This is a genomic window from Dyadobacter psychrophilus (genome assembly GCF_900167945.1).
GTDB classification, from domain to species: domain Bacteria; phylum Bacteroidota; class Bacteroidia; order Cytophagales; family Spirosomataceae; genus Dyadobacter; species Dyadobacter psychrophilus.
Genome location: NZ_FUZA01000001.1, coordinates 25163 through 41378, shown reverse-complemented (window position 1 = coordinate 41378; position 16216 = coordinate 25163). Strand labels below are relative to the sequence as shown.

Genomic DNA, 16216 nt, shown 5'->3' with positions numbered 1-16216 from the left:
TTGTAGTTATTTAAAATTATGGTTTTTACGTCATTCTTTCTATCTGGCATATTCAGATTCTGATAATTACTGATATTGTTGGTGCATTAATGAGGAGAATTTAGCTTTGTAAAGATTATATCCTTGCATATTAACTAATTGTTTGTCCGAATCTGATAGCTTATGTATGATGTGTTTTTCAGCAAATTCAACGAGAAGGTACAACTGAGCGAATCGGAAGAGTATGCCGTGAAACAATTTCTGACGCCGAAAAAATTGCGGAAGCGTCAATACCTGCTACAGGAAGGAGATATCTGCAAGACTGTGGCATTTATAGAAAAGGGAGCCATGCGCAGTTACATTGTGGATTCTGATGGACAAGAGCACATTTTTTCGTTTGCGCTGGAAGGTTGGGCGATCGGCGATCTATCCAGTTTTTTGACGGAGCAGATCTCAACACAGAATATAGATGCCCTGGAAGACTGCGAGCTAGTTTTGATCAGTAAGTATGCACATGACCAGATGCTGATTTCGGTGCCCAAGTACGCAACATTTTTCAGGATATTGATGACCGAGGCCTACATTGCACTCCAGAAAAGAACGCTGAGCATTATCAGTATGTCTCTGGATGATCGATATAAATCTTTTATTGACCAATATCCTGACATTGTCCAGCGTGTCCCCCAGCATATGATTGCCTCTCACATGGGACTTTCCCCCGAAACATTAAGTAGGATCCGCAGCAGGATCGGCAAAAGTCAATAGCTTCCCTTTGCTTTCCCCTGATGGTTTATCTTGACCAAAATCAATGGAAGTTCTTGATCAGAATCATCGCCCCATGCAGGCTCATTGAGGTAATTTTGTGTATCAAAAATGAGACAAAATGAACACGAAACAGACCATTGCGATCATAGGTGCCACCGGGAATGTGGGCACCTTCATTTCTAAAAGCCTGTCAAAAGGTAACTATCGCTTATTGCTGCTAGGTAACCAACCAGATGAACTGGAAGCTTTATATGAGGAGATAAGAAACGCGAGTCCTGAGGCTGATATCGAAATTCATGGATGTCCGACAGATGCATCCTGGGAGGCCGACATCATTATCCTAGCTGTTCCTTATGGCTCTCAACAGGAAATTGCGGAGAAAATCCGGGAAGTTGCCAATCAGAAAATGGTCATAAGCATTGCTAACCCGCTAAACGAACCCTACGACAGTTTGGCGACCGTCTCTAATATGAGTGCCGCAGAAGAGCTGCAAAAATTGCTGCCCAATTCGAAAGTTGTTAAAGCCTTCAATATCGTATTTCCGGCTGCCTTTGCCAAGCCTATCCTTGTAGGTAAGAAGGCTAATTCATTCATTTCCTGAAATGATCAAGAGGATTTGCAAACTGTGGGTGAGCTTGTCGAAACTGCTGCTTTAAACCCCATTGTTGCAGGCGGCCTGGGCGTAAGCCGGACAATACAAATGATGTCCCCACTGTTGACCCAACTCAATATAAAATAAAATCATAACTGGCTGGCCGGGTGAAAAATCCTACATCACCAGGCAGAAATATTATCAGCAATGATTAAAAGAAAGCAATTCATAAAAACTGCCGTTACAGGCGCAATTAGTATGACAACATTAACAGCATTCAAACATTTTACAAATGAGCTTCCAGACCAGCAGAGATTGATGCCGGTCCTGTTTATAGGCCACGGCTCACCGATGAACGGCATTGAAGACACTGCGTTTAGCAGAAGGTGGGCACAAATGGCCAAAGAAATCCCTACGCCAGCTGCCGTGCTGGTGGTATCGGCGCACTGGTTTACCAATGGCACCAAGATCACAGCAATGGATTTTCCTGAAACAATCCATGATTTTGGTGGATTTCCGCCGGCACTTTTTGCCGTACAATATCCTGCGCCGGGCAATCCTGCATTAGCCAAAGAAACTGCCGGGCTCATTCGTTCCGCAAAAGTGGAGCTTAATCATGACTGGGGACTTGACCATGGCACCTGGACGGTGGTAAGACATATGTATCCGGAGGCCGAAATTCCAGTGCTTCAGCTGAGCATTGATTACACCAAAGGGCCTCAATACCATTACGATCTGGCAAGGGAACTAATGGCGCTGCGAAAAAAAGGAGTGCTGATCATTGGCAGCGGAAATATGGTGCACAATCTGAGAATGGTAGCCTGGGACAAGCTTAGCGTGCAGGGTTATGGATACGACTGGGCGTTGCAAATCAATGAGCAATTTAAAACCCTGATCCAGGAAAATGACCACAAGCCACTGATCAATTACAGTCAGTTGGGAAGGGAGGCCGCACTAGCCATACCAACACCGGAGCATTACCTTCCTCTGATGTATACATTGGGCTTAAAGGCGGGAAAGGAACCTGTTTCCTTTTTCAACGACCAGGCCGTTGGCGGTTCGCTGACGATGACGTCTGTTAAAATTGGGTAGTCGTAGGAGTGACAAAATTTAATTAAATTCTTGCCGGCATCAGACTTTTCTAAAAATTCTATACATTGAGATAACATTCACCTAATCCTTTGCATGGTTATGAATTATAGCTTCAACCAGTATCCGTGCAACAGGCTCCCCAGTTCACATCCCCTGTTAACCTGCAATCCCTAAGTTTATTATCTGCAATCATCTGTTCATGATCGAGTTTCCAAAATTCCATATTTATGAATCAAAGGATACAGCTCTCACTAACTGGTTTGTCGTTAATGTTCGTCCTTTTCTTGTCCTGTCAGGACAAAAAGCAGTACAGTGGGAATGTGGCGGAGCAAATCAAGGACTATCCGGTCCTGACGATTACACAAAGAACGATCACATTAAATAGTGAATTCCCGGCCACCATTGAAGGGCAGCAGGATATTGAGATCCGTCCGAAAATTGATGGATTTATAGAAAAGATTTTCGTTGATGAAGGTGCTACTGTGAAAAACGGGCAAGCGCTGTTTAAAATTAATGCTCCTCAATATGAGCAGGAAGTAAGGACTGCACAGGCGAATATTAGAATCGCAGAAGCAGACGTCAATGCCGCACAAATGGGTGTCAATAAGGTGAAGCCATTGGTCGAAAAGAACATTATCAGTAAATACGAGCTAGAATCTGCGCAGTTTACCTTGCAAGCAAAACAAGCGGCGCTGGCACAGGCTTTTGCTGCGCTTTCCAATGCACGTACCAATTTGGGTTACACCACCATTGCAAGCCCTGCAAATGGCATTGTGGGCTTAATTCCTTATAAAATTGGCAGCCTTGTTAATAGTAATACACCCGAACCATTAACCACAGTTTCAAACATTGGGAATATTTACGCCTATTTTTCCATCAATGAAAAACAGGTTTTGGCATTCTCAAAAAACACGAAGGGCAATACAACGAAAGCCCGGATCGCAACAATGCCATCTGTCTCCCTGGTTTTAGCCAATGGAACCGTTTTTTATGAAAAAGGCCGGATTACCACAACAAGCGGATCTATCAATACCCAAACAGGCTCCATCAGGGTTCGTGCGACTTTTCCTAATCCTGGCAGCATTATACGCAGCGGAAGCAGCGCGACTGTCCGCATCCCTTCCCGGCTTGATTCGGCCATTGTCATTCCGCAAAAGTCGACCTACGAAATACAGGGGAAAAAGTTTGTCTACCGTGTTTCGGCAGACGGCACCGTTAAGAGTGCGGAAGTTGGCGTGCTGGACAATAATGACGGACAGTTCTTTGTTGCCCAAACCGGCCTTGCCGTAGGAGACAAGATTATCCTGGAAGGGGTAGCGTCGTTAAGGGAAGGGGCAAAGGTTATTTCCAGACCAGTAAAAGCGGACAGTGTTTACGCCAAAAACTTGTAGGTTATGTTCAATCGATTCATTGACCAGCCCGTACTGTCTACAGTCATCTCCGTTCTTATTGTCATCCTTGGTGTGTTGGGGCTAATTTCCCTGCCTATTGCGCAATATCCTGAGATCGCCCCGCCTACTGTCGTTGTCTCCACCTCATATCAGGGCGCCAATGCCGATGTGGTGCTCAATAGTGTAATTGTGCCATTGGAAGAACAGATTAATGGTGTCGAAGGCATGACCTATATGACGTCCGCAGCAGGAAACGACGGCACCGCGCGGATTACGATCAACTTCAAGCTGGGCACCAATCCTGATCTTGCGTCTGTAAATGTCCAGAACCGCGTGGCACGAGCAACCGCTCTCTTGCCGCAGGAAGTTACGCGCTCCGGCGTAACGACGGCCAAAAGCCAAAGCAGTAACCTTGTGATCTTTTCCTTATACAGCGATAATCCCGCCTATGACCAGACATTTTTGCAAAACTATGCGGAGATAAATCTGGTGCCCTTAATTAAGCGGGTATCAGGAGTTGGGGAGGCGAATGCGTTCGGACGTATGGATTATTCCATGCGGATCTGGTTGAAACCGGATGTGATGGCAACTTACGGGCTTGTCCCTTCTGATGTCAGCATTGCACTGGCAGAGCAAAATATAGAGGCTGCCCCCGGTCAATTCGGTGAACAGGGCTTGCAATCCTTTCAGTACGTGATCAAGTATTCGGGCCGGCTCAAAGATGCAGGCGAGTTTGAAGAAGTGGTCATCAAGGCCACGCCAAATGGTCAGGTATTACGGCTCAAAGACATTGCCCGCGTGGAGCTGGGCGCTATGAGCTATGCCAGCAGTACAACAACCAATGGCAATCCGTCGGTTGGTGTATCGATCAGCCAAACGGCAGGCTCCAACGCCAAAGAAGTGATTGAAGGTAGTTTGCAGGTGCTGGATAATGCATCCAAATCATTCCCCTCGGGCATTAAGTATATCACGCTTATCAACGCAAATGATTTTCTGGATGCATCCATTGAAAAGGTGATCCATACGCTCATTGAAGCATTCATTCTGGTGTTTTTAGTGGTTTTTATTTTCCTGCAAGATTTTCGCTCCACGCTTATTCCCGCTATTGCTGTTCCGGTGGCTATTCTGGGCACGTTTTTCTTCCTGCTGCTTTTTGGGTTCACGATTAACCTTTTGACATTGTTTGCATTGGTTCTGGCCATTGGCATTGTCGTTGATGATGCCATAGTTGTAGTGGAAGCCGTTCATGCCAAACTGGACGAAGGATACACATCCGCACTCAAAGCCACAAAAGACGCCATGGGTGAAATTTCAGGGGCCATTATCTCTATCACGCTTGTGATGGCGGCGGTATTTCTGCCGGTCAGTTTCATTGAAGGATCATCCGGGGTGTTCTACAAGCAATTTGGCCTAACGCTTGCCATTGCCATTATGCTCTCGGCTGTTAATGCACTTACGCTCAGCCCGGCATTGTGCGCGATTTTCCTGAAACCCCATAAAGAGGACGCGGGGCATAAGAAGAGCATTTTGCAAAGGTTCTATGGCTGGTTTAACCGGACATTTGAAAAGACAATACAGCGATACAAGCAAGCCGTATTATTTCTGATCGCCAAAAAATGGCTGGCGGGATTGATCATTGCAGTGTTCGCCGGGCTGTTTTATTTTCTATTGCAGACTACGCCTTCCACGTTTGTACCTAATGAAGATACCGGCTCGATTATGGCTGATGTTGCCCTGCCACCGTCCGCATCCACGGAAAGGACAGAGATTATCATGAAGGAGGTTGAGGCCATTGCGCGCTCAATCCCGGAAATTCAAAACATTCTAAAAATCACCGGAAGAGGCATGATTAGCGGCGTTGGAAGCAATTATGGAATGCTTGTCATGAGACTTCAACCGTGGGCGGAGCGGGGAGGAGCCGGGCAGGATGTCCAGGCTTTGATCGGGAAGTTATTTGCAAAAACAGGTGGGATAAGAGATGCCAAGATCATATTTTTTGCCCCGCCAACCATTCAGGGATTTGGCTCCTCAGGAGGTTTTGAGTTTCAGCTTCAAGATAAAAGCGGAAGTGACATTGCCATATTTTCCAAAATAGGTACTGACTTCCTTACGGCATTAAGCAAGCGTCCTGAAATTCAATATGCGTCTACTCCCTTTAATGTAAATTTCCCGCAATACCAGATCGATGTGGATGTGGCAAAAGCAAAAGTGGCAGGCATCACCGTCAACGATATCATGAGCACAATGCAAGGCTATTACGGCGGTGTGTATGCATCTAATTTCAATCAGTTCGGGAAACAATTCCGGGTCATGTACCAGGCCGAGGCTGCTTCACGGGCAAATCCCGAGGGATTGAGTAATATTTACGTTCGAAATGCAAGTGGTCAGATGGCGCCCATCACAGGATTTATTACCATTAAAAGAGTATACGGGCCTCAGTCAATTTCCCGGTTCAATCTCTTCACTTCTATCGGCGTTACCGGCTCTCCTAATGCGGGTTACAGTTCGGGTGACGCGATTGCTGCCATCCAACAGGTTGCTGAACAGGCGCTTCCAGCCGGATATGGGTATGAATTTTCAGGGATGACGAGGGAGGAAATTTCTGCTGGCGGGCAAACAGTTTTTATTTTTATGTTGGTTGTCGTTTTTGTTTATCTGCTGCTGAGCGCACAGTACGGAAGCTATATATTGCCATTTGCAGTCCTGCTGTCACTCCCGATCGGCCTGGCTGGTACATTCATTTTTGCCAGCATGTTTGGCATTACCAACAACATCTACCTCCAAATTACGCTGGTAATGCTAATCGGACTTTTGGCGAAAAATGCGATCCTGATCGTAGAGTTTGCAGTGGAACGCAGGCGTCACGGGATGTCGTTGGTGGATGCGGCCGTTGAAGGTGCACAGGCGCGGTTGCGTCCGATCCTGATGACCTCTTTTGCTTTTATCCTGGGTTTGGTTCCACTCATGCTTTCAACCGGGGCAGGTGCAATTGGAAACCGCTCCATTGGCACTGGTGCCGTAGGAGGAATGCTGGTAGGAACGCTCATTGGGGTTTTTGTGATACCTGTGCTTTATATCGTATTCCAGTCTTTACAAGAAATGATCAGCGGTCCTGCCAAGCCAATTACAGAACAAGTTCAGGACGATCATTGACGCGTTTTAATAGCAATATTATGTATAAAAGACATTTAAAGCGACTAGTTCTGTTTTGCATGATGGGTTTGCTGCTTTGCTGTTGTAACATTGTCAGACCCTACCAGAAACCGCTAACAGCACCCGGTAACCTTTACCGAGATGTGGTCACGGCCGACACAAGCGGGCTCGGCCAGCTTCCCTGGAACCGGCTCTTTACCGATACGACTTTGCAAAGCCTAATAAGTCAGGGAATTAAAAACAACCTGAACCTGCAAATCGCTTATACACGTATTGAGCAGTCCAGGGCCTATTATGAACAGAGTAGAGCAGCATTATTTCCAACCGTTATCGGAGATCTTGGCGTGACGCGTTCAAAGCTTTCGGAAGCTCAGGGCTTTGGTATTAGAAACAGTGCAACCCAGTATCAGCTGGGATTATCTTCCGGCTGGGAGGCGGACATTTGGGGGAAACTACGAAGCACAAAACGCGCAAACCTAGCACTTTTATTGCAATCGGAAGCAGGTGCGAAAGCTGTACAAACAAACCTGGTGGCCGATATTGCCAATTATTATTATGCACTGCTGGCCTTGGATCAGCAGCTAGCCATTACAAGGCAGACTGTGTCCAATTGGGATACGACGGTGCAGACCATGCGTGAACTGAAAATAGCAGCCGTAGTTACCGAGGCGGCTGTGGTGCAAAGTGAAGCGCAGCGTTATGTAGCAGAAGTAACAATTCCTGACCTGATCCAGAGTACAAGGGAAACAGAAAACGCGCTAAGCATTCTGCTTGCCGTTCCAGCCACGTTCGTCAGACGCGGCACGCTTCGGGATCAGGATACCCTTGATGTATTGCAAACGGGTGTTCCCGCGCTGCTACTGGCAAATCGGCCGGATGTGCAACAGGCAGAACTTAATCTGAGATATTATTTTGAATTGACTAATGTGGCTCGGACTTTTTTCTATCCAGCTTTGACGATATCTGGCTCGGCAGGTTATTCGGCTCTGCAACTGGAAAACTTTCTTAAACCAATCTCACTTGCGGCAAGCATCGGCGCGGGACTAACCCAGCCGATATTCAACAGAAGAGCCAACATTACCCGCCTGGAAGTTGCCAAGGCCCAGCAGAAGGAGGCGCTGCTCAATTTTGAGAATGTGCTGCTTACAGCCGGACAGCAAGTGTCGGATGCGATGTCGCTACACAACACTGCCCTTGATAAAATAGCGATCCGCAGCTATCAGTTGGAAGCATTGCAGAAATCGGTAAGCTATTCAGGCGAGCTGCTCCAAAACGGTTTTGCCAATTACAACGAGGTCATTACGGCCCGACAAAGTTTGTTGCAAGCGGAGCTTGGAAGCATTAATGACCAATTGCAACGGTTGCAATCAGTAGTTAACTTATACAGGTCTTTGGGAGGAGGTTGGGCTAGTCCCTGATATTGTTTGGTAAATAGCTCTATAATCTTAAAATTGAAACAATGATAAATAAACTATTTTCCTATGCGGCCGGGTTACAAGCCACCGGGATTAATGCTGCCCGATGGGGTATTGTGATTGTAATGTTATGGATTGGCGGTTTGAAAGCTTTTCAATATGAAGCAGCTGGCATCGTGCCGTTTGTAGCCAATAGTCCATTTATGAACTTCTTTTATAAATACGATGCGCCAGAATATAAGCAGCATATGAATAAGGAAGGTGAATTAAAGCCCGATAATGTCGCATGGCATCAAGCCAACCATACTTATATTTTTTCTTATGGGTTGGGCACAGTAATCATTCTGATTGGCTTTTTGGTAGCGCTGTATCCGGTATTTCCCGCAGTCTCGGCATTTGGAAGTTTTCTTGTCATTATTATGTCAATTGTCACATTGTCATTTCTGATTACCACACCTGAAACCTGGGTGCCATCACTTGGTGACGCCGAGTATGGGTTCCCTTATCTAAGTGCCGCAGGGCGACTTGTGATCAAAGATATCATCATGCTTGGTGCAGGGATTGCTACGATGGCCCAGGCCGCCAGAAAGTATTTGACCGCACAGCAAACGAGCGGGTAGTAAGGCAGTTTTGTCATGTAATGTTGTTCTTCAATACAAAGCAACTAAACTAAATAATGTAATGAACAAGTCGCTCAACCTAGTAGTCATGACGGCATTAGTTGTCTCTGCCTGCAACACTTCTGAACAGTCGGATCAAGGAAAGAATAGCAAGCTCATCAGCCTTTCACCTAAGACGATGAGACAGATAGCAGCGGTAGATGAACGTTATCAGTCTTATAATGTGGAAACAGTGGAGGTCGCAGGCGGGCAGTTCTGGAAACCTTATCACTTGATGGACAGCTTGCCTGACCTGGCTGCAAATTCAACTTACGACGTCTCACAAACCAATGATCAGCTGTACCGACAATTGAAACCCATTGATCTCACAGACAAAAGGTTGCTAATCCTGGCTAAAGGGTTAGCCCCTGCTTATGTGAGGATGAGCGGCACATGGACAAATGGTATTTATTTTCAGGACGACGACAAACCTAAAATGGCGAAAGCACCTACCGGGTTTGTCAATGTGCTGTCCAAGAAGGAATTTGGAGGGTTACTGGATTTCATAAAGGCAACCGATTCTAAACTGGTTACATCGTTTGCAGTATCCAATGGCGTACGGGATGCGCAAGGGGTATGGACCCCGGTGCAAGCACAAAAACTGGCAGACTTTGCCAAGAGTGTTGGCGGCCAGATTGCAGCGGCCGAGCTGTTTAATGAACCAACAATGCCGACGGCTGGCGGTGAAATCAGTAAGTCGTATAATGCGGAAAACTTCGCCAAGGACATGGCTGCATTTAATGCCTGGGCCGAAAAGGCAGTTCCCGATATGCTGGTGCTAGGGCCCGGTTCGGTAGGCGAAGGGTCGCCCAACGTTTCTCTTCAGGGGATGGGAATGAGTATTTTGCCAACCGAGGATATGTTAGCTGCTAAACCCAATCCTAAATTCGATGTTTTCTCCTATCATTATTACGGAGCGGCTTCCATGCGCATGATTCGCAGTGGGCCTTTTTCGGTAAAAGCTGAAAATGCGCTGGACGCAGGTTGGTTGCTGAAAACAGATACGGTCGCACATTATTATGCGGGTTTAAGGGATAAGTATAACCCTGGCATTCCTTTGTGGATCACAGAAACGGCGCAGGCTGCGGGTGGAGGCGACCCATTCTCAGCGACTTTCCTTGACACTTTCCGCTACCTGTACCAAATGGGATCCTTGGCCAAGAAAGGGGTAAAGGTTATCATGCATAATACCCTTGTTGCCAGCGAGTACAGTCTGATCGACCAGGATACACATTTGCCTAAACCAAATTACTGGGCAGCGTATCTGTGGGTCAAACTTATGGGCACCCAGGTTTACGAAGCAGGGCAGGGGACAGAGGGCGTTTATGTATTTGCTCACAACATGAAAGGGCGCAAGGGAGGTGTAACGCTGCTGGTGATCAATACAAATAAGAAAGAAGCTCCAATCCATATCGATATAGACTCCGAGCACTATTTGCTGACTTCCTCTCAATTGGAAGGACAAACCGTACAGCTTAACGGGACAGAGCTGAAACTCGAAGACAATAGTGAGTTGCCAGTTTTAAAAGGCAAGCCGATAAAGAGTGGTGAGCTGACGCTTCCGGCAACCAGCATTAGCTTTTTTGCGATTCCAGATGCTGGTTTGACGGGACCGAAATAAGGATTCGAATAGCATTATATTTATTGTGGCAAATGATTGAACCCTATCGCAGGTAAATGAGCTCATATACTAATGAACCATCCAAGCGTTACCCAGAATTGCTGGGCTATGCCATTTTTTTTAAGCTCATTTACCCGATAATCTACCCCCAGCTCTATTTTATTATTAGCAGTAGCGGTATATCCGAGGGCAGGTAAAATGCCGATCTCAAAGTCGGATTCACCACGTGACCAGGTACCAAGAAAGTCATTGTTTACCTTTGCATAAAATTCCTTCGGATCGATGTATTGACCGTTAAGCGGTTTCTGTATCCCGATCCTATAGCTTATCCGGAAGTTATTAAGTCCATGGTTGGTAAAAGTTTCGTCGGCCAAGACCCGGTGTGCTACACTGAACCATTCAAACTTCCTCACATTATTAAATTGCTGAATGATCCGGTGATAATACGTATTATCTTCTAACCTTATCATATAACCACCCCCAATGGTATTATTAACAGACAGTTTGGTAGTAAGCAGCAAGGTCAAATCGGTTCGCTCATATTGAAATCTATGGCTAGGAAACTTATCAATTTCTTTCTGCGATAGGATTTGACGAGACTCCAATTTTGTATTAAACTTTAAACTTTTGCCAACCTTAAAGTTTAGGTTAATTTGATTAGTTGTTCCCGCCCGATATGTTTGGCATAGTGCTGTACAGGATAATAAACAAAAGAAGATAAGTCTGCACATCAGTAAATAAGATTATCGTCATTTGCTAATGCTATTTCCATAGTGCTTTCAATCCTTCCGGTACTATCAAATAGCACTTCAAAATACGCTTCCACGTTTTCTGTCTGCCCTCTGACGACTATCTCATATTTAACTATAATCCCTTCAAGCGGCATGTTAGCGAGAACAGCGCGTTCCAGGCTATTCTCGCTACCAACCCATTGCAGTTGTGTTTTAATGATTTTTTGACGCTTAAATGTAGCATTGAGGTTATCTTTTATTTTTGAACGGGTATTTTTTTCCAAATCACGAATGTTAATGAGGATTTCGATATCTTGTATTTGTCCGGATTCATCAAACTCGATGCTGTAATGTTTTCCCGAATGCTTCAGTTTCGCTTCGATAGACTTAGTGGTATCGCTTTCCTCCATATACCAATGAGCCTTGGAGTTGTTAAAAAGACGGGACACAAATAAAGCGGCGCTGTCCGGAACGGAATCAGCTTTGACAGTGTATTCCCGTTCATATTTTTTCTGACCCAGACAGGGCGTGCAGTGAAGTGCTACGAGCAGAAAAAAGAAAGGATACAAGAAGTGTTTGTTTGCAATCACGGTTTTGAATTTTGCTATCCATAAATTCAGTGAGATCAAGCTTGATTTAACTGGATTAAGAAATTTTATGTTGGTTCATAGTTAAAATTTAGCGTTTCGAATTTAGATTTAGTTTCTGGCGACGTGCATCCAGACTCCAAATGCCAGCACCATGCACGACTATATATAAAAAGAGAAAGCAATACAAAATGCATAACTCGCCTTTATTTAAGAGTGGTACCGGCCCATTTGGAAAATGAGCCATAAAATAGGCGACAGCCATCTGTCCGGAGGCTAAAAAAGCAGCAAGGCGTGTAAAAAAGCCAACAACTATGAAAAGCCCGCCTGCAAATTCGATAAAACCTGCAAACCCCATTAACGATATTAACGGAACCGGATCACTACCACCCGGTATACCAAAAAGTTTCTGGCTGCCATGCATGGCAAATAGCAAACCTGCCACGATCCGGAGTATAGCGAAAAAGGGAGGTATATATTGATTAAGGGCTCTATCCATAGATGAGTATGTCTGTTTAACTACAATTTCTTTCTAATACTTCGTGGCATGTGTAATCACCCATTGCTCAAAGGCTACCATAAAATCAGTCAGAAAGCCCTTTGTAGAATCATTGATTAGACTTCCGCTTTCATCAAATAACCCTGTCGCTTCAGCTATATATGCTTCGGGCTGTGCCATGGTGGGTACATTAACAAAAACAAGTGACTGGCGTAAATGATGGTTAGCGCCGAAACCACTAATATTTCCAATAGAAACGCTTACTACCGCTCCCGGTTTTCCATTCCAGGAATTTTGCCCATATGGACGCGAGCCTACATCAATAGCATTTTTTAAAACAGCAGGTACCGAACGATTATATTCTGGCGTAAGAAATAAAAGGCCATCGGCAGACCTGATTTGCCGCCGAAATTCTTCCCATTCGTTTGGCGGTGTTGCTTCCAGGTCCTCATTAAACATTGGAAGATTTGAAATATTTAATATTTCAAGACTGAGAGATTCCGGCGCAAGGGAAATTAGGGCGTTCGCAGTTTTTAAATTGTAGGATTCTTTGCGAAGGCTTCCCACAATAACTGCAATGTTAAAATTTTTCATTATTTCATTTGCTAAAGTATGATGTATGGTTTAAGTAAAACGCAGACGATGAAGCAGGCAGTGAAACGCGCAGTTTATTGAATCGCAGCGAGCAGCCGGAGAGTTATATCCTGTTGCGCACCGAGTGATTGAATAGCTATATAATCATTCATAGGAATTAGCAGATATTTTCATCAATTTATAGAAATTTTCGTATTTTTTGCTTTAAGTCAGATTATATTTTAGAATGAACTGCACAAGGGTATCATTGGGGAATAGTCGTGGGCGTAGGGAAAAAATAGTATTAGTAGTCTTTTTCCAACCTTCTATAATTCTGGGTCCTTTTATAGCTAACATAACCTGTAAAATGATAACAAATACCGCAAATAGAGGAGAGGCATCAGTAGCCGTCCAACGCGAAAGTACATAGTACTAAAAGTTCGTGGACTGCGGTTAATTTTTCTTTGGGTGTATAATGGATCAGTGCTAACGCATATTAAATTGTTTACCATCATGCAGACTTTTTTCCAGCTTAGTGCAGCAGACGTCATAAGTTCTTTAAAGACTTCCGCTTCTGGTTTAAAAAGTGATACAGTTGTAAACCTTCGAAATGAATTTGGGGAGAATGTATTGCAGGAGGCCAAACGAAAAAGTAAACTGTCTATCCTTATTGGTCAGTTTAAAGATGTTATGATTTTGATACTGATTGTCGCTGCCGCCATTTCATTTATAGTTGGCGAGCATACAGATGCATACGTTATTCTGGCCATCATTCTCGGTAATGCCTGGATGGGTTACTCGCAGGAATATAATGCAGAGCAATCAGTAAAGATGTTACAGAAAATGTCGGCACAGTTTGCGATCGTGATCCGCGACAATAACCCTTTAAAAATTGAAGCAAGTCAATTGGTCCCAGGTGATTTAATTCTACTGGAAGCCGGTGATATTGTTCCTGCCGATGCAAGGCTGATTCAGGTGAGTTCTCTTAAAACAGACGAAGCATCGCTTACCGGCGAAAGCCATTCGATAGAAAAAATAACCGAGCCAATAAAAGAAGGGAACATAGTACCTGGTGACCAGCTCAATATGGTTTTCAAAGGAACGGTTGTGAGTAATGGTTCGGCCCAAGCGGTGGTCACTGCCATTGGTATGAATACCGAAATCGGTAAAATTGCAGGTATGATGGAGGCAAGTTCTCAAAAAACGCCCCTCCAGAAAAGGCTAGCTGTTTTTAGTAAGCAACTGGCGGTTATAGTTCTAGTGATTTGCCTAACCGTTTTTGGTCTTGGCTTGCTCCGTGGCGAGCCACCATTTGCCATGTTTCTTACCGCATTGTCGCTGGCTGTTGCTGCGTTGCCAGAGGCATTGCCTGCCGTTATAACAATTGCTCTTGCCCTGGGGGCCCGCCGAATGGTGAGCCAAAATGCATTGATGAGAAAATTGCCGGCGGTTGAAACGTTAGGGTCAGTCACCTATATATGCAGCGATAAAACCGGGACGCTTACCCAAAACATCATGACGGTAGAAAGTATCCTTGCCATGGAGGGAAAGGAAGAACTTTTGGGCTATGCCATGATGCTCAATAATGATGTGCGATTTTCCGCAGACAAAGAACTGTTGGGCGATTCCACAGAAACAGCATTGGTAAAGTATGCCATAGATAAGGGCAAAACAAAAGAAGAAGCAGATCAAAAATTCCCGCTGTTGGAGAAGCTGCCATTCGATTCAGAGCGCATGCGGATGGGCACCTTACATACATATGGGGACAAATGGATTTTGTTTGTAAAAGGTGCCCCAATAAAGATGCTGGAATCGGTATCTGAAAAATATAAAAATGAGACTGACGGGTGGCTCGCACAGAACCGTAAGTGGGCGGCAGATGGCCTTCGGGTTCTATTTTTTGCTTACAAAATTTTTGAAGAAGATCCTGGCAGGATAACCTCAGATGAAGAGAATGAACTTGAATTTTTAGGGATGGCAGCCATGATTGATCCGCCTCGCGAAGAAGTCATAGATGCCATTAAAGAATGTAAAACCGCGGGTATAAAAACGGTAATGATAACCGGTGACCAGCCACTTACTGCCACAGCCATTGCCCAACGCCTGGGGATGATTAAAGAAGGATCCCAGGAAGTCAGGGCAGGCTCTGATTTAGAGAAGCTGACAGAAGAAGAATTTAAGAGTGTGACGAAACATGTTGCTGTATATGCACGTGTATCGCCAGAGCAGAAATTGAATATTGTAAAAGCCTTACAGAACAACGGTGAGTTTGTTGCCATGACTGGCGATGGCGTAAATGATGCACCATCCTTAAAACAGTCAGATATCGGGATTGCAATGGGCATTACTGGCACTGATGTATCGAAGGAAGCATCTGATATGATCCTATTGGATGATAATTTTGCCACCATTGTGAAAGCCGTTCGGGAAGGCAGGCGTATTTACGAGAATATCAAAAAGTTTATTGTTTATGTGCTTTCGTGTAACCTGGGTGAGATCCTGGTCATCTTTTTTGCCCCAATCATTGGCTTTGCTATTCCACTGCTCCCCATACACATTCTCTGGATAAATCTGGTGACGGATGGCTTGCCCGGTATTGCGCTAGTGGCAGAACCAGCGGAAAAGGATATTATGAACCATCCGCCCCGTCCACCTAAGGAAAATTTATTTGCAGGTGGTTTAGTCCTTCGTATCGTACTCATAGGAATCATTATGACATTTGCTGCACTCTTCATTCAGTGGTGGTGCGTTAGCAATAATTACGATGTAATGACACAACAGACCGCAGTATTTACAACCCTATGTTTTGTGCAACTGGGTAATGCGCTTTCTGTGCGCTCTACATATCATTCTATATTTTCCAGGGACATATTTGCTAACCGGGGCATGTGGGGAGCAATAATCCTTACCATAATGCTTCAAATGCTGATTGTGTATGTCCCGTTTTTGGATACCGTTTTTAAAACAACACCATTAAGCTGGCATATTATGCTAATAGTGATCATTACAACTGTTGTTTGTATTATCTTAATTGAGTTGGTTAAGCTTATGAATAAGAAATAAAATCCCTACGTTACCAAATTGACTGACGTCTGTAGCAGAGCGTTTCAGCGGCTTTTAGCGCGGCGGGATTAGTAAATAATTATTAAGACTAATACT

Annotated in this window: 13 protein-coding genes; 9 read left to right on the top strand and 4 right to left on the bottom strand. The window is 44.8% G+C overall.

Annotated features, from left to right (window positions below; genetic code table 11):
• The first annotated feature begins 162 nt into the window (after positions 1–162).
• The 8 genes from B5X68_RS00200 (at position 163) to B5X68_RS00165 (ending at position 10667) form a co-directional block, all read left to right on the top strand.
• On the top strand, positions 163–744 hold the full coding sequence (locus B5X68_RS00200) for a Crp/Fnr family transcriptional regulator (RefSeq protein WP_082212672.1): 582 nt from the start codon (positions 163–165) through the stop codon (positions 742–744).
• A gap of 118 nt (positions 745–862) precedes the next feature.
• Positions 863–1345 (top strand): NADPH-dependent F420 reductase, encoded by a 483-nt coding sequence (locus tag B5X68_RS00195; RefSeq protein WP_229208236.1) that lies wholly within the window; start codon positions 863–865, stop codon positions 1343–1345.
• Between the two features lie 249 nt (positions 1346–1594).
• On the top strand, positions 1595–2428 hold the full coding sequence (ygiD, locus tag B5X68_RS00190; RefSeq protein WP_082213913.1) for a 4,5-DOPA-extradiol-dioxygenase: 834 nt from the start codon (positions 1595–1597) through the stop codon (positions 2426–2428).
• Between the two features lie 227 nt (positions 2429–2655).
• The gene (locus B5X68_RS00185; RefSeq protein ID WP_082212671.1) at positions 2656–3819 is read left to right on the top strand and encodes an efflux RND transporter periplasmic adaptor subunit; all 1164 of its coding nucleotides are present in this window, start codon (positions 2656–2658) and stop codon (positions 3817–3819) included.
• 3 nt (positions 3820–3822) lie between these two features.
• Positions 3823–6972 (top strand): efflux RND transporter permease subunit, encoded by a 3150-nt coding sequence (locus B5X68_RS00180; RefSeq protein WP_082212670.1) that lies wholly within the window; start codon positions 3823–3825, stop codon positions 6970–6972.
• Positions 6973–6992: 20 nt separating this feature from the next.
• Positions 6993–8390, top strand: a complete 1398-nt coding sequence (locus tag B5X68_RS00175) for an efflux transporter outer membrane subunit (RefSeq protein WP_082212669.1) — start codon at positions 6993–6995, stop codon at positions 8388–8390.
• 41 nt (positions 8391–8431) lie between these two features.
• Positions 8432–9007, top strand: coding sequence for a DUF417 family protein (locus tag B5X68_RS00170; protein WP_082212668.1), 576 nt, complete (start codon positions 8432–8434; stop codon positions 9005–9007).
• A gap of 61 nt (positions 9008–9068) precedes the next feature.
• Positions 9069–10667 carry a hypothetical protein gene (locus tag B5X68_RS00165; protein ID WP_141110147.1) on the top strand — a complete coding sequence of 533 codons (1599 nt, stop codon included), beginning with the start codon at positions 9069–9071 and terminating at the stop codon, positions 10665–10667.
• Positions 10668–10729: 62 nt separating this feature from the next.
• Here the strand turns inward: B5X68_RS00165 and B5X68_RS00160 are convergent, their stop codons facing one another.
• The 4 genes from B5X68_RS00160 to B5X68_RS00145 are packed head-to-tail and all read right to left on the bottom strand — an operon-like array spanning position 10730 to position 13078.
• Entirely contained in the window at positions 10730–11398 is a 669-nt protein-coding gene (locus tag B5X68_RS00160) for a DUF2490 domain-containing protein (RefSeq protein ID WP_082212666.1), read from the bottom strand.
• Positions 11398–12027, bottom strand: a complete 630-nt coding sequence (locus tag B5X68_RS00155) for a hypothetical protein (protein WP_082212665.1) — start codon at positions 12025–12027, stop codon at positions 11398–11400. The genes B5X68_RS00160 and B5X68_RS00155 overlap by 1 nt, the downstream gene beginning before the upstream one ends.
• A gap of 49 nt (positions 12028–12076) precedes the next feature.
• Positions 12077–12484: a DoxX family protein gene (locus tag B5X68_RS00150; protein ID WP_082212664.1), complete on the bottom strand. Its 408-nt coding sequence runs from the start codon at positions 12482–12484 to the stop codon at positions 12077–12079.
• Between the two features lie 33 nt (positions 12485–12517).
• Positions 12518–13078 carry an NADPH-dependent FMN reductase gene (locus tag B5X68_RS00145; RefSeq protein ID WP_082212663.1) on the bottom strand — a complete coding sequence of 187 codons (561 nt, stop codon included), beginning with the start codon at positions 13076–13078 and terminating at the stop codon, positions 12518–12520.
• 492 nt (positions 13079–13570) lie between these two features.
• On the opposite strand from B5X68_RS00145, the gene B5X68_RS00140 reads away from it, so the two are divergent.
• Positions 13571–16120 carry a cation-translocating P-type ATPase gene (locus tag B5X68_RS00140; protein WP_082212662.1) on the top strand — a complete coding sequence of 850 codons (2550 nt, stop codon included), beginning with the start codon at positions 13571–13573 and terminating at the stop codon, positions 16118–16120.
• The last annotated feature ends 96 nt before the right edge of the window (positions 16121–16216 follow it).

Excerpts from the sequence above, each read along its gene's own strand:
- B5X68_RS00200 (WP_082212672.1), top strand. The coding sequence starts at position 163 with ATGTATGATGTGTTTTTCAGCAAATTCAACGAGAAGGTACAACTGAGC.
- B5X68_RS00195 (WP_229208236.1), top strand. The coding sequence starts at position 863 with ATGAACACGAAACAGACCATTGCGATCATAGGTGCCACCGGGAATGTG.
- ygiD (WP_082213913.1), top strand. The coding sequence starts at position 1,595 with ATGACAACATTAACAGCATTCAAACATTTTACAAATGAGCTTCCAGAC.
- B5X68_RS00185 (WP_082212671.1), top strand. The coding sequence starts at position 2,656 with ATGAATCAAAGGATACAGCTCTCACTAACTGGTTTGTCGTTAATGTTC.
- B5X68_RS00180 (WP_082212670.1), top strand. The coding sequence starts at position 3,823 with ATGTTCAATCGATTCATTGACCAGCCCGTACTGTCTACAGTCATCTCC.
- B5X68_RS00175 (WP_082212669.1), top strand. The coding sequence starts at position 6,993 with ATGTATAAAAGACATTTAAAGCGACTAGTTCTGTTTTGCATGATGGGT.
- B5X68_RS00170 (WP_082212668.1), top strand. The coding sequence starts at position 8,432 with ATGATAAATAAACTATTTTCCTATGCGGCCGGGTTACAAGCCACCGGG.
- B5X68_RS00165 (WP_141110147.1), top strand. The coding sequence starts at position 9,069 with ATGAACAAGTCGCTCAACCTAGTAGTCATGACGGCATTAGTTGTCTCT.
- B5X68_RS00160 (WP_082212666.1), bottom strand. The coding sequence starts at position 11,398 with ATGTGCAGACTTATCTTCTTTTGTTTATTATCCTGTACAGCACTATGC.
- B5X68_RS00150 (WP_082212664.1), bottom strand. The coding sequence starts at position 12,484 with ATGGATAGAGCCCTTAATCAATATATACCTCCCTTTTTCGCTATACTC.
- B5X68_RS00145 (WP_082212663.1), bottom strand. The coding sequence starts at position 13,078 with ATGAAAAATTTTAACATTGCAGTTATTGTGGGAAGCCTTCGCAAAGAA.
- B5X68_RS00140 (WP_082212662.1), top strand. The coding sequence starts at position 13,571 with ATGCAGACTTTTTTCCAGCTTAGTGCAGCAGACGTCATAAGTTCTTTA.